Source organism: Acinetobacter sp. FY731 (genome assembly GCF_059515905.1).
The window spans coordinates 289,391-307,147 of sequence record NZ_JCAKNB010000004.1; the positions used below are offsets into that span (position 1 = coordinate 289,391).

Here is a 17,757-nt window from a genome sequence, read left to right on the forward strand (position 1 = left end):
TTAATCTGTTAAAATAATTTGTTCATATTCTTTAATTTTTACCATAAGCTCTCGGAAACGCTTAGTTATTATAATTTTAGTTTCTTCTATATTGCCAGTTTCTATAAACCTCTCAAACTCTTCTCTACGTAAAATTTCTTTCTGAAATGATAAATGCCATTTCAAAGAAAATTTCTTATTCACTTTATTAAAAAATTGAGAGTTCTTTTGATATATCCCTAAAATTTTTGATCTGATATCTGAGTCCCCATCACCTATCTTTAAATCAAAATTAATACAATTATTCCTAATATTAAATTCAAATAAATATATCCAATCATCATCTATATCTTCATTTTTTGGAAAGATTCCTTTCTCCTTTAATACTTCAATCTTTTCATATATAAATTTTGGTTTAAAACGTACATAACCTTTCGAACTTTGAAAAGAAACTATACTGCTTTCGCTTTCTATTAACTCTTGTAAAAAACTACTTAGCTCCTCGGACTCTGAAGTTGCGCAATACTTAAAAACAAGATCAAAAGCAGCCTTATATTTTTTATAAAGCTCTTTAGTTAAAATTTCAATTTCTTCATTCTGATTAAGCATAGATTTTAATGTCTGTAAATATTGTTGAAGAACAAATCTTGTTTGTTCCGAAAGAGATACCTGCTGTGTAGTCAAGAGTGTATTTAATAATTTAATAATGTGGTTATATGTAATTGGGACATAATAATCACTATCATCACCACTTAAGCTCTGCTCTTTAAGTGATAAATATATTCGATGTTTGTAATTAGAAAATTCTTTTTCAACAAAGTCTCTATATTTTTTTAGTTGCCCTCTACTTTCCGTTGAGTTAATTTTATTTTCAACAACCATACAAAACCTATTTTTTTCTGATAAAAAAATAAGATCAATATTTTTATATTCTCGTTTTATTACTAAATCATCAAAATCAAAATTTATATAATCAAAGACAGATAAACCTGTATCTACCCCTAAGCTCTCAAATTCATTTTCTTTAAAATAAATTTTAATAAACTCTTTAAAAGTGAAATCACCTAAATTATGAGACTCATTCGGTGACATTAACCATGCTAAAAAATTAGAATGCTGAAGTTCTTTATGCGATACCCTCAAGATATCCATTAAATTAATTTCTTTGTTTGTCATACTCAATAAATACGAAAAATCATCATCAAGAATTAACTTCTTTAATAACTTTTCAACGTCAATAGCCATAAAAGACCTTCAAATAAATAATAAATTTTAGGCAATAAAAAACCCATACCTAAGTATGGGTTTTACATGATCTTTCCATTATAAGCAATTAAGCTTTAAACCATTTCTCAGCTTTTACAGCATCTTCAACTTTCAGCTCAACTTCCGCTAAAACAGAACCCGAAGCATTCACTTCAAACTGCATTAACTCATCACGGCGGAACGCATAAACAGTAAACACGCCTTCCTCTTTCGCATATTGCTCAAGTAATTTTACAGACGCTTTTAAACCATCAATGGCAATAATCACATCTTGAGCAGAAAGACCTGCTTTAGCACCAACACCATCACGGCGTGCAGACTGAACCACAACACCTTCAGGCTTATCGGCAAGTTTCAAACCAAATGGCAAAGTCTTGCCATTTTTTAAGGTATAAGAAACACCAAATTCAGGGAATAACTGATCTAAAGGCAATTCATCTGTGGTATTAATCAAGTGATTAATTTGTTCAGACCAATCATCACCTGTAAGCGCTTCGCACAATTCATAAATTGTACCTTCATGTACTTGAATACCATTTTGTGCATTTTCATACAACTTACGCATTAAGGCATCTAAGCTAGAACCACGTAAACGCAAGCCCAAATCTAAACACAACGCAACCAAACAACCTTTGTTGTAATAGCTCGTGCCTGCATTATTCGAGTTTTCATCTTGACGGTAGAATTTTACCCAAGCATCAAAACTACTTTCTGCAACCGTTTGAATTCCACGACCTGGGTTTTGTAAATAACGATCAATTTGTGCTTTTAACAATTTAATGTATGAATCTTGGTTAATTACACCGCTACGAAGCAAAATTAAATCATCATAATACGAAGTGAAACCTTCAAAAATCCACAATAAAGACGTATAGCCTTCACGGTTTAAATCATAATTTACAAAGTTTTCAGGACGGATAAATTTCACCAACCAAGAATGGAAATATTCATGGCTGCATAAACCTAAAAAGCGTTGGTAATTTTCAGATGGTTCTACAGGCTCATTGGCTTTTGGTAAATCATCACGTGGGCTAATTAAGCTTGTACTATTCGGATGCTCTAAACCGCCATAACTGTTAGCAGTTGCCATCGTCATAAAGGTATAGTTTTTAAATGGCGCAGAACCAAACATTGAAATTTCTGTCGCACAGATTTTTTCAATATCTTGTTTCATACGTTCAGCATTCATTTTGTGCTGACCTGAAACCACAAACTCATGTGCAATGCCATTCGCTTCAAAAGCAAAACGTGTTTGATCTGCCAACTCAAATGGTGAATCAATTAACTCTGCATAGTTTTTCGCTTTTAAGGTATAACGACCTTTTACTAAGCTTTTAGATTCTAAACCCGTTGCCAATTGGAAATGTTTTAACTCTGGCGGTAAGAACACTTCAATTTCTACAGGTTTATCTTCCTGCCCAACCAAGCCAATACAAGCACATGCAGGATTAATGTATAAACGATTTTGATCTATATACGCGCCACGTACAGATAAGTCATAGGCATATACATCATATTCAACCGTAATCAGCTCATGATCTGTATTAAACAAACGCCATTTGTTCTTTTCAAATTTACTAATTTTTAAAAGACGACCATCTTCATCCGATGCTTTTACAGATTCGATATGCTTAGAAAACTCACGAATTAAATAACTACCTGGAATCCAAGTTGGCAAGCTCAAAACTTGCGTAGGATCTGCCAAAAAGCGAAGTGTTACGTGTACAAGATGTTGACGGTAATCGTCAAATTCGATTTGATAATGCAGCATAATAGGCAATTCAAAATATATTTTACAAAACTTAGTTCTAGCTTATCATTTTTTTTAAATACAGTGCTGAACTGTCTTAAATGTCTGCATTTTTGACTAGTCAGCTTGAAAAAAAAGGCATAGCATTTACCCTCTTTTGCGCTACTACAGTCTCGGCCTGACTTGACTAAGGATTTTCATTGAAAGCTGTTATTTATGTACTCACAATATTGAGTTTATTGTGTTCAACTTTAACCCAAGCTGCCCTCTTAAATATCGTTCCACAAAGTGTGGAAGCTGAAGCTTGGACTATTCTAGACCCTCAATCGGGTCAAGTGATTGCAGAACATAACAGCCATGTGCAAAGAGCGCCCGCCTCTATGACTAAAATGATGGTCGCTTATATTGCATTTAAAGAAATTGAAGCAGGTCGTTTATCTAAAAATGAAATTATTACTGCTACACCTGTAGTCAATACAGTGCAGTGGGATGAATCTCAAATGTACCTCAAGCCTACTGAAACCATTTCAGTCGATCAGTTACTTGCAGGTTTAATTGTCATGTCTGCAAATGATGCAGCTGTTACGCTTGCAGAACGTATTTCAGGCTCAGTGCCTGCCTTTGTTCAGCGTATGAATAAAGAAGCTCAAGCATTAGGAATGAAAGACACACATTTTTCAAATCCTGCGGGTATCACGATGGATGATCACTTTTCATCTGCACACGATATGGCACTTTTAGGTCAAGCTGTTACAAAACAAACGCCTGAATATTTACATTATTCAATCATGCCTAGTTTTAGCTACAACCAACGCTTTCACCATGCAACAAACCTAGCATTAAAAACAGATCCAAGTGTCGATGGCTTAAAAACAGGTTTTACCCGTGCAGCAGGCTATAACCTCACATTAACAGCACACCGCCCAACGGAAGATTTAAATACCCCAGATCGTCGCTTAATTGTGGTCGTAATGGGTGCAAAAAGTGCAGTTAAACGTGCTGAAGTAGCGCAAACTCTGCTGAATTTAGCTTATGCCTACACACGTAATGAAGTTGTGGTAAAAGAAAAACAAACTATTGCAGATATCCCTGTCGTTAAATCGACTTTAAAAATGTTTAAAGTCACTGCAAGCGAACCCAAATATGCAACAGTTTCGCTATATGACCAGAACTATGCAATCGATTTAGCAACTTACGACAAAGTAAATCAGCGCATCATGTTAAATACTGGAAATGGTACACTTCAACAAATTAATCCACTTACACAAACTAATACACGTTATGACGTTCAGGTAAAACCTAATGAAATGATTGCACCTATTGCAAAAGTAATGCAACTTGCAACCATTCAGGTTTATCAAAATAACGTGCTTATCAATACCCTTCATTTAGACCAAGATGTTCAAGTTGAAGAAGCAAATATTTTTCAACGAGTGATAATGTGGTTTTCTAATCTATTTTCTAGCAATACAGACAAGTTAAAAATTTACCCTCTTCAAAGCTAATTTCTAAAATTGCTATAAGAAGATAAAAAAAACTCAAGTAACTGTTTTAAGGTTACTTGAGTGGCTTAACTCAATAAAATTGTAATTTTAATTCTTATCTTTTAATTCTTATCTTTTCAGTATTGTAATGTTTTCAGTTTTTCTTATTTCCCCTATACAAAACAAATCCCCCCTTTTTCTTCACTGGTCTTTCTTAACGCAAACTTCCTATATAGTGATGTGACACCTGCGCTTTATATACTTCTTCCTCTGTTGCTTGATAACTTGGCTCAAGCTTTATTTCTAAATTTTGTTTCTTTTCATCTAGTTCTATTTCTTTAACATCTACACCAACACCTAAAGCAGTTTTCAATTTATCTAAAAGCTTAAGCAACTCAACATCGCCTGTTGCTTGAATAAGTGCTGCTACGTGTTGTACATATTGAGTATTTTCTGCCAAATAAGCTGCATCCAATACACGACCAGTTACTCGTCTTAATCTGGTGTAAATTAAAGTTGCTGTAGAAAAAGCTTCATTTTTAGCAACTAATCCACCAAACAATTCATCTTCCATGAAAACTCCTTCAACAATTAAACTTTAAAGATTTATGTTTTTAATTTAAGCAAAAGTCATACCAACTTATAAATTTTTATTTAATTTTTGATAACTTCAGCAAAACTAAGTGGGAACAAACATGCTTTTTTTACTATTTTTTAATTTTTAAATCATAAGTTATAAATTTTCCTATATATGTTCTGTAGTTCATCAGCCCAAAAGCATGAAAATACGTTAAAATAGCAGATTGCTTTTTTGCTTTTGGAAATTTACATGAATTCGAAACCACGTCTTTCTACATATTGGGTTACCTGTGCAGATGGACTTGAAACCTTGCTCCAAGAAGAAATGGAAGGTTTAGGTATTCAAAACATAGAACGCCTACCTGGTCGTTTAATTTTCCAAGGCAATTTAGAAAATGCCTACCGTATTTGTATGTGGTCTCGCCTTGCATCTCGTGTTCTTATGCCTATTCATACACATGAGATAGAGTTTTCACATGATGCTCGTGATGTCGCTGAAGAGCTTTATGAAGGTGCAATTAGCTTCGATTGGTCGCTTATTTTTGCACCACAAAGTACCTTTGCTATTCGCTTACATGTAGAACGTGACATTAAAGTAAACACACAGTTTGCAACTTTACGTGCAAAAGATGGTGTGGTTGACTCGTTTATGGAAGCGGTGGGTAAACGCCCTAGCATCGATACAAAACAACCTGAAATTACAATGTTTATTCTTGCGGGTAAAACTAAGCATACTTACTGCCTAGATTTATCAGGTGATTCTTTACATAAACGTGGCTACCGTCGTTTTATGACAGATGCCCCTATTAAAGAGAACCTTGCAGCAGCAATCCTACAAAAAGCAAAATTAGCTGAAAAAAATCCCGACATTATTCTTGACCCAATGTGTGGTTCAGGTACGTTCATTATCGAATCATTATTCATTTTGACTGACCGTGCACCTGGTTTGGTACGTCGTTTCGGCTTCAATGGTTGGAATGGTCATAACCATGAACTTTGGATGGATATTAAAGCCGAAGCAGCTGAACGCCATAAAATTGCGCTAGAAAAACCATTACCTAAGTTCTACGCATTCGATGCAGATTGGGAGGCGGTAAAAGCAACCAAACAAAATATTATTGCTGCTGGTTTTGAATCTATTTTAGATCAAATTCAAATTGAAGAACGTACTCTTGCAGACTGGCCTGATTTTGAAAATGAAGGCAAAGTGTCATTTGTTGTGACCAACCCTCCTTATGGTGAACGCTTAGGTGAAAAAGCATCTAACCGTGCATTGTATTTAGGTTTATCTGCTTTATTACAAAAGCATTTCCCAAATCAAGCAGCTGCGGTTATTGCTTCACAAGTTGAACAAGCCGATGTTCTTGCATTTAACAACCCACAAATTTTGCGCTTAATGAATGGTAAATTACCAATTTATATTCGTTTTGGCACAATTAAACCTGCAACAGTAAGCAAACCATTCCTTGCAGATTGGCAACCTCAACAATTTGAAGAAATTGAAGGTGCAATGGAATTTGCAAATCGTTTAACGAAAAACATGCAGAATCTAAAAAAATGGGCAGTTAAAGAAAATATCTACTGCTTACGTTTATATGATGCAGATTTACCTGACTTTAATGTTGCAGTCGATTTATATGGCGATCGTTTACACGTGCAAGAATATGCGCCACCAAAACAAATTGATCCTGAAAAAGCAAAACGTCGTTTTAACCTTGCTTTACAAGCCATTCGCTCTGTAACAGGTTTAGGTCGTGATGCAATTTTCATTAAAACACGTGCTCGCCAAGAAGGTAAAACTCAGTACACTAAACAAAGTACTGCATCTAAACGCTTTATCGTACAAGAAGGTAAAGCTAAAATTTTAGTGAACTTAACAGACTATCTAGACACTGGTTTATTCCTAGATCACCGTCAAATGCGTTTACGTATTGCTGCTGAAGCCAAAGGTAAACACTTCCTAAACTTATACAGCTACACTTCTACAGCAAGCTTGCATGCTGCATTAGGCGGTGCTGCAAGTACTACAAGTGTCGATTTATCGAATACATACCTAAACTGGTCTAAAGAAAACTTTGTTTTAAATGGTTTAACTGTTGACCATGCAGATGAACAACACCAATTCTTTGCTAGTGACTGTTTTGAATGGTTGAAAGAAGGTCATGAACAATATGAATTAATCTTCATTGACCCACCAACTTTCTCAAACTCGAAAAAGTTCTATGGTACTTTTGACGTTCAACGTGACCATTTGTCATTGCTTAAACGTGCAATGAACCGCTTAACTACAGATGGTACGTTATACTTCTCAAATAACTACCGTGGTTTTGAAATGGATGAAGAAATCTTAGCATTCTACGATGTTCAAGAAATTTCGAATGAAACGATTGGTTTAGATTTTAAACGCAATACAAAAATTCACCGTGCTTGGAAAATTTCACATCCAAAAAACGAAGCGTAAATTTTGTATAGAAAAAAACCGAGCCTAAGCTCGGTTTTTTTATCTCTCAATCTTTTATATCTAAATCAACAAACTTACTTTTAGTATGCAACTATTGATTAGATACTTATATTCCGTGAAATTAGCTCAGCTTTAACGTATCAAAACTTAACTGACCATTATCCACATAAGCAATAATTGTATCTCCTGCCACAAAATCTGCTGACAAGATTTTTTGTGCTAACGGGTTTTCAATTTGCTGTTGAATCGCTCGTTTCAATGGACGTGCACCAAAAATTGGGTCAAATCCAGCATCAATTAACAAGTCAAAAGCACTATCATCTACAGTTAAGCTTAAATCACGCTCTGCTAAACGCTCACGTAAACGGCTCAATTGAATATCTGCAATGCCACGAATTTGCTCTTTTTTCAATGAATGGAAAATCACTAACTCATCAATACGGTTAATAAACTCTGGACGGAAATGCTGATTTACCGCACCCATCACAACCGCACGTACTTCATCTTCCGATGCACCATCACCTAATTCACGAACGTCTTGCGAACCTAAGTTAGATGTCATCACAATAACGGTATTACGGAAGTCTACAATTCGACCTTGTGAGTCGGTTAAACGACCATCATCCAATACTTGCAATAAGATGTTAAATACATCTGGATGTGCTTTTTCAACTTCATCAAATAACACGACACTATAAGGCTTACGGCGAATAGCTTCCGTTAGCACACCACCTTCCTCATAACCTACATAGCCCGGAGGTGCACCCACTAAACGACTTACACTGTGTTTTTCCATAAATTCGGACATGTCGATCCGAACCATCGCATCGTCACTATCAAATAAGAAATTCGCAAGTGCTTTAGTCAATTCAGTTTTACCCACACCCGTTGGTCCAAGGAATAAGAATGAACCACTTGGACGGTTCGGATCAGATAATCCTGCACGTGAACGACGTACCGCATTCGATACAGCAACAACCGCTTCACTTTGACCAACAACACGTTTGTGTAAGAAATCTTCCATTTGAAGAAGTTTTTCACGTTCACCTTGCATCATTTTGGCTACAGGAATACCTGTTGTGGCACTAACAACTTCTGCAATTTCATTATCAGTCACTTTATTACGTAAAAGTTTAGGTTCTGCTTTTTCTTCAGTTGCCTCTTCTTCACTTAAACGTTTTTCAAGTCCTGGAATGACGCCATATTGCAAGCGAGCCATTTCAGATAAATCATTTTCACGTTGTGCTTTTTGCAAAGTAATACGTGCCTGATCCAATTCCGCCTGAATTTGTTGATCGCCCTGAACCAAGCGTTTTTCAGCAATCCAAATTTCTTCTAAATCGCTATACTCTTTTTGCACTTCGTCAATTTGCTTTTCAAGATGTTCAATTTCAGCTTTACTGCCAGCATCTTCATCTTTTTTCACAGCTTCAAGTTGAAGTTTCAACTGAATTAAACGACGTTCAAGTTTATCTAATGGCTCTGGTTTTGAATCCAATTCCATTTTAATACGAGATGCAGCCTCATCAATCAAATCAATCGCTTTATCGGGCAATTGACGATCTGTGATATAACGATGCGACATTTTTGCTGCTGCAATAATGGCAGAGTCCAAAATTTTCACACCATGGTGCACTTCATAGCGCTCTTTTAAGCCACGTAAAATCGCCACTGTATCTTCTACAGAAGGTTCATCGACCTGAACTTTTTGGAAACGACGTTCAAGCGCAGCATCTTTTTCAATATACTGACGATATTCATCAAGCGTTGTTGCACCCACACAGCGCAGCTCACCACGTGCAAGAGCAGGTTTCAACATATTACCTGCATCCATTGCACCATCAGTTTTACCTGCACCAACAAGCGTATGAAGCTCATCAATAAAGAGAATGACTTCACCATCTTGTTTTGCCAAATCATTGAGTACGGCTTTTAGGCGCTCTTCAAACTCACCCCGATATTTAGCACCCGCAAGTAATGCACCTAGGTCTAATGATAAAACTCGCTTACCTTGTAAGCTTTCTGGTACTTCCCGATTAATAATCCGTTGAGCAAGACCTTCAACAATAGCTGTTTTACCAACACCAGGTTCGCCAATTAAAACAGGGTTATTTTTAGTACGACGTGACAATACTTGAACTGTACGACGAATTTCATCATCACGTCCAATAACAGGATCAAGTTTTCCAGCCACCGCTCGCTCAGTTAAATCTATCGTGTATTTACTGAGTGAATCACGTTGATCTTCATGATTGTTGCTCATCACTTTGTCATTCCCTCTAATTTTTTCAATGGCATTGCGTAAATTATCTTTGTTTACACCAACGCTTGTTAACAATGTTTTAGTTGCGCCAACTTCAAGTAAAGCCAACATGACCCAATCTGTCGAAACAAATTCATCACCCGCTTTTTGTGCATAGCTATCTGCTAAATTTAAAATTTTGATTGCATCTGGACTTAAATGTAAATCACCAGTCGGATTTGCCAATGTCGGTGCATCAGCTAAAGCCTGCTGTAATTTTTTTTGCAATTCAGGAATATTTGTTCCCGCTTGTTGCAACATACTTAGGTTAGAAGCTTCTTCTAATAAAATGGCAAGAATATGAATACCATCAATAGATGTATGGTCTTTAGCCATTGCTAGAGATTGAGCGTCTGACAAAGATTGCTGCAGGCGATTTGTAAATTTTTCAAAACGCATTCTTGTTTTACCTCACAACAAATTTTTTTACTTGAATCTTATATGGAGGTATTACATCAAATTTCAAATCTTTTTATTAATTTTTATTTATATTTTTCAAATATTTAAATATGAAAATAAAGCATATAGCTCTGCTATAATATGGGTCTTCATAAGTCTTATTTCAAGGTTAAGCTTATAAATTAATAGAAATGTCATTCATTAAACAGATTCAATTGTATTTTTATTTAATAATTAATAACTTATATTTTAAAATATCTAAATTAAAGATCGATTAAAAATCGATCTTTAAAAATATTACATTTGCTTACAATTTTAATTATTCGGCTTCAATAATTTCAAAATCATGGCTAATCACAACACCACCATCTGATAACATTTTGCTAGCAGAACAGTATTTTTCAGCAGAAAGTTCGACCGCTTTTGCGACCTGCTTCTCTTTAATAGCACGACCTGACACAACAAAATGCAAATGAATTTTAGTAAATACTGCAGGGATTGTATCCGCACGATCAGCCTTTAACTGACATACAACATTGGTCACATCTTGGCGAGATTTTTTTAAAATAGTCACAATATCGAACGATGCACAACCACCAAGACCCATTAATATTAATTCCATGGGACGTGGTCCACGATTTTCACCACCATATTCAGGTGATCCATCCATCGTAATTGTATGACCGCTATCCGATTTTGCCTCAAAAGCAACATTCTCTAACCAATGAACGCTTGTTTGCATTGCAAGTCCCTAAAAAAAGCTATAAATTTACAGTGTACCTGTACACTAACATAATTTGGGTTGAGACGGAATTTCAGCCCATGTGTGGCACGTTCATACTAGATCTTATGCGATCTATTATTTATCCATTTTCGGAACTGTTAGTATGACTTCAAATTTTTCACAACTAAGCACCGATGCCCTATCACCGGGTCAATTGCCTGACTCAGTTAAAGCATTACTAAAGCGTGCATATATTAATCGTTATCCAAAACGTACAACAATTATTGACTCGGGGTCGGAATCTAAATCTTTATACTTAATCCTTAAAGGGTCTGTATCAATCATCCTTCGCGAAGATGATGATCGTGAAATTGTGGTTGCGTATCTAAATCCAGGGGACTTTTTTGGGGAAATGGGTCTATTCGAATCAAATCCACAACGTACTGCGGAAGTTCGTACTCGCGACGTGTGTGAAATTGCCGAAGTGACTTATGAAAACTTCCATGAACTAAGCAAACAATTTCCAGACTTAAGCTATGCTGTATTTGCTCAGTTAGTACGTCGCTTAAAAAATACAACTCGTAAAGTAACAGACCTTGCATTTATTGATGTTTCTGGTCGTATTGCACGTTGTTTAATCGACCTTTCATCTCAGCCAGAAGCGATGATTTTACCGAACGGTCGTCAAATTCGCATCACACGCCAAGAAATTGGTCGAATTGTAGGTTGTTCACGTGAAATGGTTGGTCGTGTTCTTAAAACATTAGAAGAACAAGGCATGATCGAAACTGATGGTAAAGCAATTTTAATCTTTGATGCTTCTTTAGAAGCTGTTGAAGAAGGTGCTTATGCAGACACTGAAGATTAACAGTCTGTTTAAAGTAAAAAAGCAAATCTCCTGATTTGCTTTTTTTATATCTAAAATTCACCTAACTCAACTTTTCACTAACCTTTTACACACAATGATTTCAATATAAGCCTTGCGTCTATTCACTGAGAGGCTTAAAAATATATCTACGTTTATTGAGAGCAAATTCACATGCAATTTAAACCACTTGCCAATACAGGTATTCTTTTACCTGAAGTTTGTTTAGGAACCATGACTTTTGGAGAGCAAAACACTCAAGCAGAAGCATTCCAGCAACTTGAGTATGCTTTGGATCGTGGGTTATATTTTTGGGATACAGCCGAAATGTACCCTGTTCCTCCAAAACCCGAAACTCAAGGCGCAACAGAACATATTATTGGCAACTGGATTCAGCAGAACGGTGGTCGTGATCAACTATTTTTAGCCTCTAAAATTGCAGGTCCTTCACAAGGTGGTAGCCATATTCGTGATGGTCAAACACGGTTTAATGCTTCAGATATCTCCTCTGCACTTGATGGTAATTTAAAACGCCTCCAAACAGACTATATCGACCTATACCAATTACATTGGCCACAACGCCCAACAAACTTCTTCGGAAAATTAGGCTATGGCAATGAAGATGCTAAAAATACAAAAGAAATCACAGCATTTGAAGAAACACTAAGCGCCTTACAAGATGAAATTAAAAAAGGTCGTATTCGTTATATCGGCTTATCAAACGAAACACCTTGGGGAACCATGAAGTTTTTACATTTAGCAGAAAAACTTGGGCTATCTAAATTTGTGAGTGTTCAAAACCCTTATAGTTTATTAAATAGAACTTATGAAATTGGCATGTCTGAAATTGCCAAATATGAAGGCATAGGCTTATTGGCATATTCACCTCTGGCTTTTGGCTACTTAACAGGAAAATTCCGTAATGGCGCACGCCCTGAAAATGCCCGTGTAACGCTATTTTCTCGTTTTAGCCGTTACAGCAACCCAGAAAGTGAATGGGCAACTGAACAGTACGCACAGCTTGCAGAACAGCATGGTTTAACCCTCACCCAGCTTGCTCTAGCATTTATCAAGCAACAATTCTTTGTAACATCAACTATTATTGGTGCAACAAATCTATCTCAACTAAAAGAAAACATTGATGCTTTTGATATCAATCTTTCAGCAGAAGTATTACAAGGTATTGAGGCCATTCATAAGCAACAACCTAACCCTGCTCCCTAATGAAAATTTAAGGACTCCTTTAAATTTTTATGAGAAGCATAAAAGCACTGCTTTAATTTTTAGAAATAAAAAAAGGATGCCTAAGCATCCTTTTTCACATCTCTATTTTTTAAGAGCGTTTAATTTTACTTTGATTGTAAATTGCCATAGCAGCAGGCAAATTCTTACGCATTGCTTCTATACGCTGATTATTTGATGGGTGAGTAGAAAAGAAACTTCCTGAAGCACTAGAACCAGAAAGTTTTGCCATTTTTTCCCAAAGCGTAATAGCAGCCTGAGGGTTATATCCAGCTCTTGCCATTAAAAATAAACCGCCCTCATCTGCTCGGCTTTCTAAACTACGCGAATATGGTAAACCAACACCAACTTGTGAACCTAGCTGTGCTAATGCTGTACCACCCTCACCTACACCTGCTGCACTTAACCCCACACCTAATGCAATATTTGTAAGTGCATCAGCACCAATTTTTTGTTTTGAATGCTCTTCAAGCGCATGCGTCATCTCATGCCCCATAACAGCAGCAATTTCAGCATTAGTTAGATTAAGCTTGGTTACAATACCCGTATAAAAAACAACCTTTCCGCCTGGGGCAACATAAGCATTAACTTGATCTGACTTCAATACTGCAAGTTGCCAATCAAATTTAACACCTGTTGTATTCATTTGATCTGCATACGGCTTTAAATTGATAAAAACTGTATTAATGCGCTTATAAACTGAAGATGACGTATCTAAAGTATTTTTTGCACGCGCTTCAGTTAAAGTTTTATTAAATCCTTCAGTTGCAACAGCATTTAAAGTTGTTGTGTCTGCACCCGCCATTTCTGCAAATGTAGCGCAACCTGAAATTGTAACCACACCTGAGGCACATAATGCCATCAACAGTTTTTTATTCATTAAAATTTCTCCACTTATTTTCATCATTATAATCAATCGATATTCAGCTAAAAAGAATGTTCAACTATTTTTTATTATATTTCAGTATTAATTATATGTTTTATCAAAGCATAAATTGAATAATTAACCAAAATACCAAGCAAAGTGCATTCAATACAAAATAGAACTGGCTAAGTGGTTTAATTTTTTTCTCTAAGATTTCATTTTTACGCTTAAAAAATAAATATGCATTTTGAATTAAAATAAATGGCACCAAAATACAAGCGATAATCACACTTAAACCAATAAATACTTGATAAAAAACAGCATCATCAACATTCTGTGTTTTTATCATTAACATTGCAATTGTAGGTGCCCCACCCATAGCAAACAACAAAGAATAAAAAATGGTACTTGCGATATTGTTCTGCATCCTGCATATCTCAATATTTATTAATTTTGTATTGTAACAAGTACATAAAGTTTGCATAGCTCGTTCAAATGCAACTTTAGTAGATTTTATCCTTGTGCATAAACAAAAAAAGCCTCGCATTTGCGAGGCTTTTTTAATCTTACATCTGAAGCAAATTATGCATCAAATGGATGACGCAATACGATTGTTTCATCACGGTCTGGACCAGTAGAAACGATGTCGATTGGACATTCAATTAACTGCTCAATACGCTTGATGTAGTTGATTGCTGCTTCTGGCAATTGGTCTAAAGACTTAGCACCAAAAGTAGATTCAGACCAACCAGGCATAGTTTCGTAAATTGGCTTTAAGGTTTCAAATGCAAGTGCATCAGATGAACCTACACAACCAGAATCTGCTGCTTCATAACCAACACAGATTTTTACTTCTTCCAAACCATCAAGTACGTCAAGTTTAGTTAAGCAAATACCTGAAAGTGAGTTTACTTCTACAGAACGGCGTAGAATTTCAGCATCGAACCAACCGCAACGGCGTTGACGACCAGTAGATGCACCAAACTCAGAACCAACTGTACCAAGGTGTTTACCAATCGCATCACCAACGTCATTTGCAGCGTCATATACCAACTCAGTTGGGAATGGACCTGCACCTACACGTGTTGTGTATGCTTTTGTAATACCCAATACATAGTCAAGATGCAATGGACCTAAACCTGAACCTGAGCTTACGCCACCAGCAGTTGTATTTGAAGATGTTACATACGGATATGTACCATGATCAACATCAAGAAGTGAACCTTGAGCACCTTCAAACATGATGTTATCACCAGCTTTACGGTACTTATGAAGTTCACCTGTTACATCAATTACTAATGGTGCAACAACTTCACGCCATTGATCGCAAAGTGCAATAACATCTTCCAATTTAACTGCTTCTACACCGTAGAATTGAGTTAATTGGAAGTTATGGTATTCAAGAAGCTCTTCTAATTGAGCTTTCAAATGGTCGCCACCACGAACTAAGTCCGCAACACGTACTGCACGGCGCGCAACTTTATCTTCGTAAGCAGGTCCAATACCACGGCCTGTAGTACCAATTTTCGCGTTACCACGTTTTTTCTCACGCGCTTGGTCAAGTGCGATGTGGTTAGGCAAAATTAAAGGACAGTTTGGAGAAATACGTAGACGTTCTTTAACAGGTACGCCTTCTTCCTCTAAAATAGCCATCTCTTTAATAAGTGCTTCAGGTGAAAGTACAACACCGTTACCAATTAAGCACAGTACGTTTTCACGTAAAATACCAGATGGAATGAGGTGTAATACAGTTTTTTTACCACCAACCACGAGAGTATGACCCGCATTATGTCCGCCTTGATAACGTACAACCGCAGTCGCTTGATCTGTGAGCAGGTCGACGATTTTACCCTTACCTTCGTCGCCCCATTGGGTACCAAGTACCACAACATTCTTGCCCATAATAGCCTCATTACATCATGCTGTTAAAATTGAAAACAAAACCGAATGACATGAACATTCAGTTCTGCGATTAAATTTTTTCGACTTTCCACTCACCAGCAACACTCACCAATTGGTGTGTTGCAAATGGTACAGAGTCTAAACCATCATTACCTAGTAATTGAATAACACTCAAACCTTGTGCTCGAGTTAATTCAATTGCTTTTAACAAATCTTGTTCGGTGCCTTTTGGCGCAACAACTTTTTTAATTGTTTTATACTGACCCGCACTTAATGCGTATAAGTCACAAGAAAAGCCTGTTGCTGGACGCGCACGACCAAAATGCTCACCAATACCATCGTAGCGACCACCTTGTGCAATTGGTGCAGCACGATTTGGCGCATATACGGCATACATTAAACCAGTGTGATAATGATATGAACGAAGTTCTACAACATCTATACCAATATCCAACTTAGGCCAACGTGCTTGAATCGCTTGGCATGTTGTTTGCAAAGTTTCTAATGCAAGTTTAAATGCTTCATCTTCAAGAACTGCAGCACTTAAATTTTCTTGTAATGCTTTAACATCACTTGAATAACGCCCAAGCGTATAGAAATCTGCACCAAAATTAAGATCGGCCGTAAAGACTGCAAGCTCTGGTAATGCTTTACGTTGATATAAATCTGATAATTGATTTTCAGTAGATTTGCTTATTCCTGCGTGCTTAACCAAGCTACGGAATAAACCCACATGACCGACATCGAGATGGATTCCATCTTCATATCCTGTGGTTTTAAGTAAATTAAGCATCACGTCGATCATTTCAACGTCTGCATCAATACTATCTGAACCAAAAAGCTCTGCACCTAGTTGTAGTGGTGCTCGTGTGGTATTAAAACCCTGAGGTTTTGTGTGTAATACCGTTCCTGCATAGCAGTAACGAGCAACGCCTTGAACTTGATGAACATGCGCATCGATACGTGCCACTTGCGGTGTCATATCGGCACGCACACCAAGTAAACGACCAGAAAGCTGATCAATTACTTTAAAAGTGGCTAAGTCTAAATCTTGATTCGATTCGGAAAGAGAAGATAGAGATTCTATGTATTCGATGAAAGGCGTGTACACCAATTGATAACCTCGAGATGCGAGGAAATCCAATGCGTCACGGCGCAAAGTTTCAATTACTTGCGCTTGCTCTGGTAATACATCAGCTACACCATCAGGTAATAACCATGTCTCTGAAATGGGCATGTTGTAAACCTAAATACTCGTCAGCGCGGAAGTAATCCGCATAAAAAAATCGGGAGCACACCCGATTTCTCCTAGTCTAACACGTTCATTTTAGCTGTGCACCGACTTTTTCAGAATTCCTAGTGAATTAACCAAACTTTATACGCCCTATAAAGAATTCAACTCCCACTCGACTCAAGCCTTTATAATTATTCAATATTATTCCCATAATTATTCACTAAAAGGTATATAAACTTTAATACACTGGTAATTCTGTTGTTTTTTTAATACTTTGCAATGGAATTTCCGTTTTAACATTTTGAATACTTGTAATTTTATTCAAATTATTAATTTGAAAAGTTCTATAAGCATCTAAATCTGCAACGACTATTCTTAAAAAGAAATCACAATCCCCCGCCATTAATTGACATTCCACAACTTCTGGCATGTCGTGTATAGCATCCACAAACTGATTCACTGTTTTAGCATCTTGTTCTTTTAGCCAAATACGTGCAAAAACAGTTAAACCCAAATTCACTTTCTGTGCATTTAGCAGAGCTACATATTGCTCAATCACTCCATCATCTTCGAGTTGTTTAACACGTCTTAAACATGGTGATGGCGACAACCCAACCAATGTTGCCAACTCATTATTTTGTAATTTTCCATTACGCTGAATTTGCCTCAATATCTTTTTATCTATTGCGTCCATATCAAAACCTT

14 protein-coding genes are annotated in these 17,757 nt (G+C 36.5%); 4 read left to right on the plus strand and 10 right to left on the minus strand.

The genetic code is table 11. The annotated features are described in order from the left end of the window. Positions 1-1,224, minus strand: coding sequence for a PDDEXK-like family protein (locus tag AC5YC8_RS07505; protein WP_496164085.1), 1,224 nt, complete (start codon positions 1,222-1,224; stop codon positions 1-3). Positions 1,225-1,312: 88 nt separating this feature from the next. After that, positions 1,313-3,016, minus strand: coding sequence for a M61 family metallopeptidase (locus AC5YC8_RS07510; protein ID WP_496164086.1), 1,704 nt, complete (start codon positions 3,014-3,016; stop codon positions 1,313-1,315). A 179-nt stretch (positions 3,017-3,195) separates the two neighbouring features. Here AC5YC8_RS07510 and AC5YC8_RS07515 point away from each other — a divergent pair, with 179 nt between their 5' ends. Next, positions 3,196-4,500: a D-alanyl-D-alanine carboxypeptidase PBP6B gene (locus AC5YC8_RS07515; RefSeq protein WP_496116924.1), complete on the plus strand. Its 1,305-nt coding sequence runs from the start codon at positions 3,196-3,198 to the stop codon at positions 4,498-4,500. A gap of 193 nt (positions 4,501-4,693) precedes the next feature. Here the strand turns inward: AC5YC8_RS07515 and AC5YC8_RS07520 are convergent, their stop codons facing one another. Further along, entirely contained in the window at positions 4,694-5,053 is a 360-nt protein-coding gene (locus AC5YC8_RS07520; RefSeq protein WP_496164087.1) for a hypothetical protein, read from the minus strand. A gap of 255 nt (positions 5,054-5,308) precedes the next feature. On the opposite strand from AC5YC8_RS07520, the gene rlmKL reads away from it, so the two are divergent. Continuing rightward, on the plus strand, positions 5,309-7,519 hold the full coding sequence (gene rlmKL, locus AC5YC8_RS07525; RefSeq protein WP_496164088.1) for a bifunctional 23S rRNA (guanine(2069)-N(7))-methyltransferase RlmK/23S rRNA (guanine(2445)-N(2))-methyltransferase RlmL: 2,211 nt from the start codon (positions 5,309-5,311) through the stop codon (positions 7,517-7,519). Between the two features lie 121 nt (positions 7,520-7,640). Here rlmKL and clpB read toward each other — a convergent pair whose 3' ends face one another. Then, positions 7,641-10,220: an ATP-dependent chaperone ClpB gene (clpB, locus tag AC5YC8_RS07530; protein ID WP_496164089.1), complete on the minus strand. Its 2,580-nt coding sequence runs from the start codon at positions 10,218-10,220 to the stop codon at positions 7,641-7,643. Positions 10,221-10,539: 319 nt separating this feature from the next. Then, positions 10,540-10,962, minus strand: a complete 423-nt coding sequence (locus AC5YC8_RS07535) for an OsmC family protein (protein WP_496116920.1) — start codon at positions 10,960-10,962, stop codon at positions 10,540-10,542. 145 nt (positions 10,963-11,107) lie between these two features. Here AC5YC8_RS07535 and crp point away from each other — a divergent pair, with 145 nt between their 5' ends. Then, the gene (gene crp / locus AC5YC8_RS07540; protein WP_496164090.1) at positions 11,108-11,812 is read left to right on the plus strand and encodes a cAMP-activated global transcriptional regulator CRP; all 705 of its coding nucleotides are present in this window, start codon (positions 11,108-11,110) and stop codon (positions 11,810-11,812) included. Between the two features lie 171 nt (positions 11,813-11,983). Next, the gene (locus AC5YC8_RS07545; RefSeq protein WP_496164091.1) at positions 11,984-13,033 is read left to right on the plus strand and encodes an NADP(H)-dependent aldo-keto reductase; all 1,050 of its coding nucleotides are present in this window, start codon (positions 11,984-11,986) and stop codon (positions 13,031-13,033) included. A gap of 109 nt (positions 13,034-13,142) precedes the next feature. On the opposite strand, the gene AC5YC8_RS07550 is transcribed toward AC5YC8_RS07545, so the two are convergent. The 5 genes from AC5YC8_RS07550 to AC5YC8_RS07570 all read right to left on the minus strand — a co-directional run bounded on the left by AC5YC8_RS07550 (position 13,143) and on the right by AC5YC8_RS07570 (position 17,746). Then, a complete protein-coding gene (locus AC5YC8_RS07550; RefSeq protein WP_496116917.1) occupies positions 13,143-13,931 on the minus strand; it encodes a M48 family metallopeptidase in 789 nt (262 codons plus the stop codon). Between the two features lie 103 nt (positions 13,932-14,034). Beyond that, the gene (locus AC5YC8_RS07555) at positions 14,035-14,343 is read right to left on the minus strand and encodes a hypothetical protein (protein WP_496164092.1); all 309 of its coding nucleotides are present in this window, start codon (positions 14,341-14,343) and stop codon (positions 14,035-14,037) included. Between the two features lie 155 nt (positions 14,344-14,498). Continuing rightward, entirely contained in the window at positions 14,499-15,818 is a 1,320-nt protein-coding gene (locus AC5YC8_RS07560; RefSeq protein WP_496116915.1) for an adenylosuccinate synthase, read from the minus strand. A 70-nt stretch (positions 15,819-15,888) separates the two neighbouring features. After that, the gene (locus AC5YC8_RS07565; RefSeq protein WP_496116914.1) at positions 15,889-17,055 is read right to left on the minus strand and encodes an ATP phosphoribosyltransferase regulatory subunit; all 1,167 of its coding nucleotides are present in this window, start codon (positions 17,053-17,055) and stop codon (positions 15,889-15,891) included. Positions 17,056-17,290: 235 nt separating this feature from the next. Then, positions 17,291-17,746, minus strand: coding sequence for an Lrp/AsnC family transcriptional regulator (locus AC5YC8_RS07570; protein WP_496116913.1), 456 nt, complete (start codon positions 17,744-17,746; stop codon positions 17,291-17,293). Positions 17,747-17,757 lie beyond the last annotated feature (11 nt).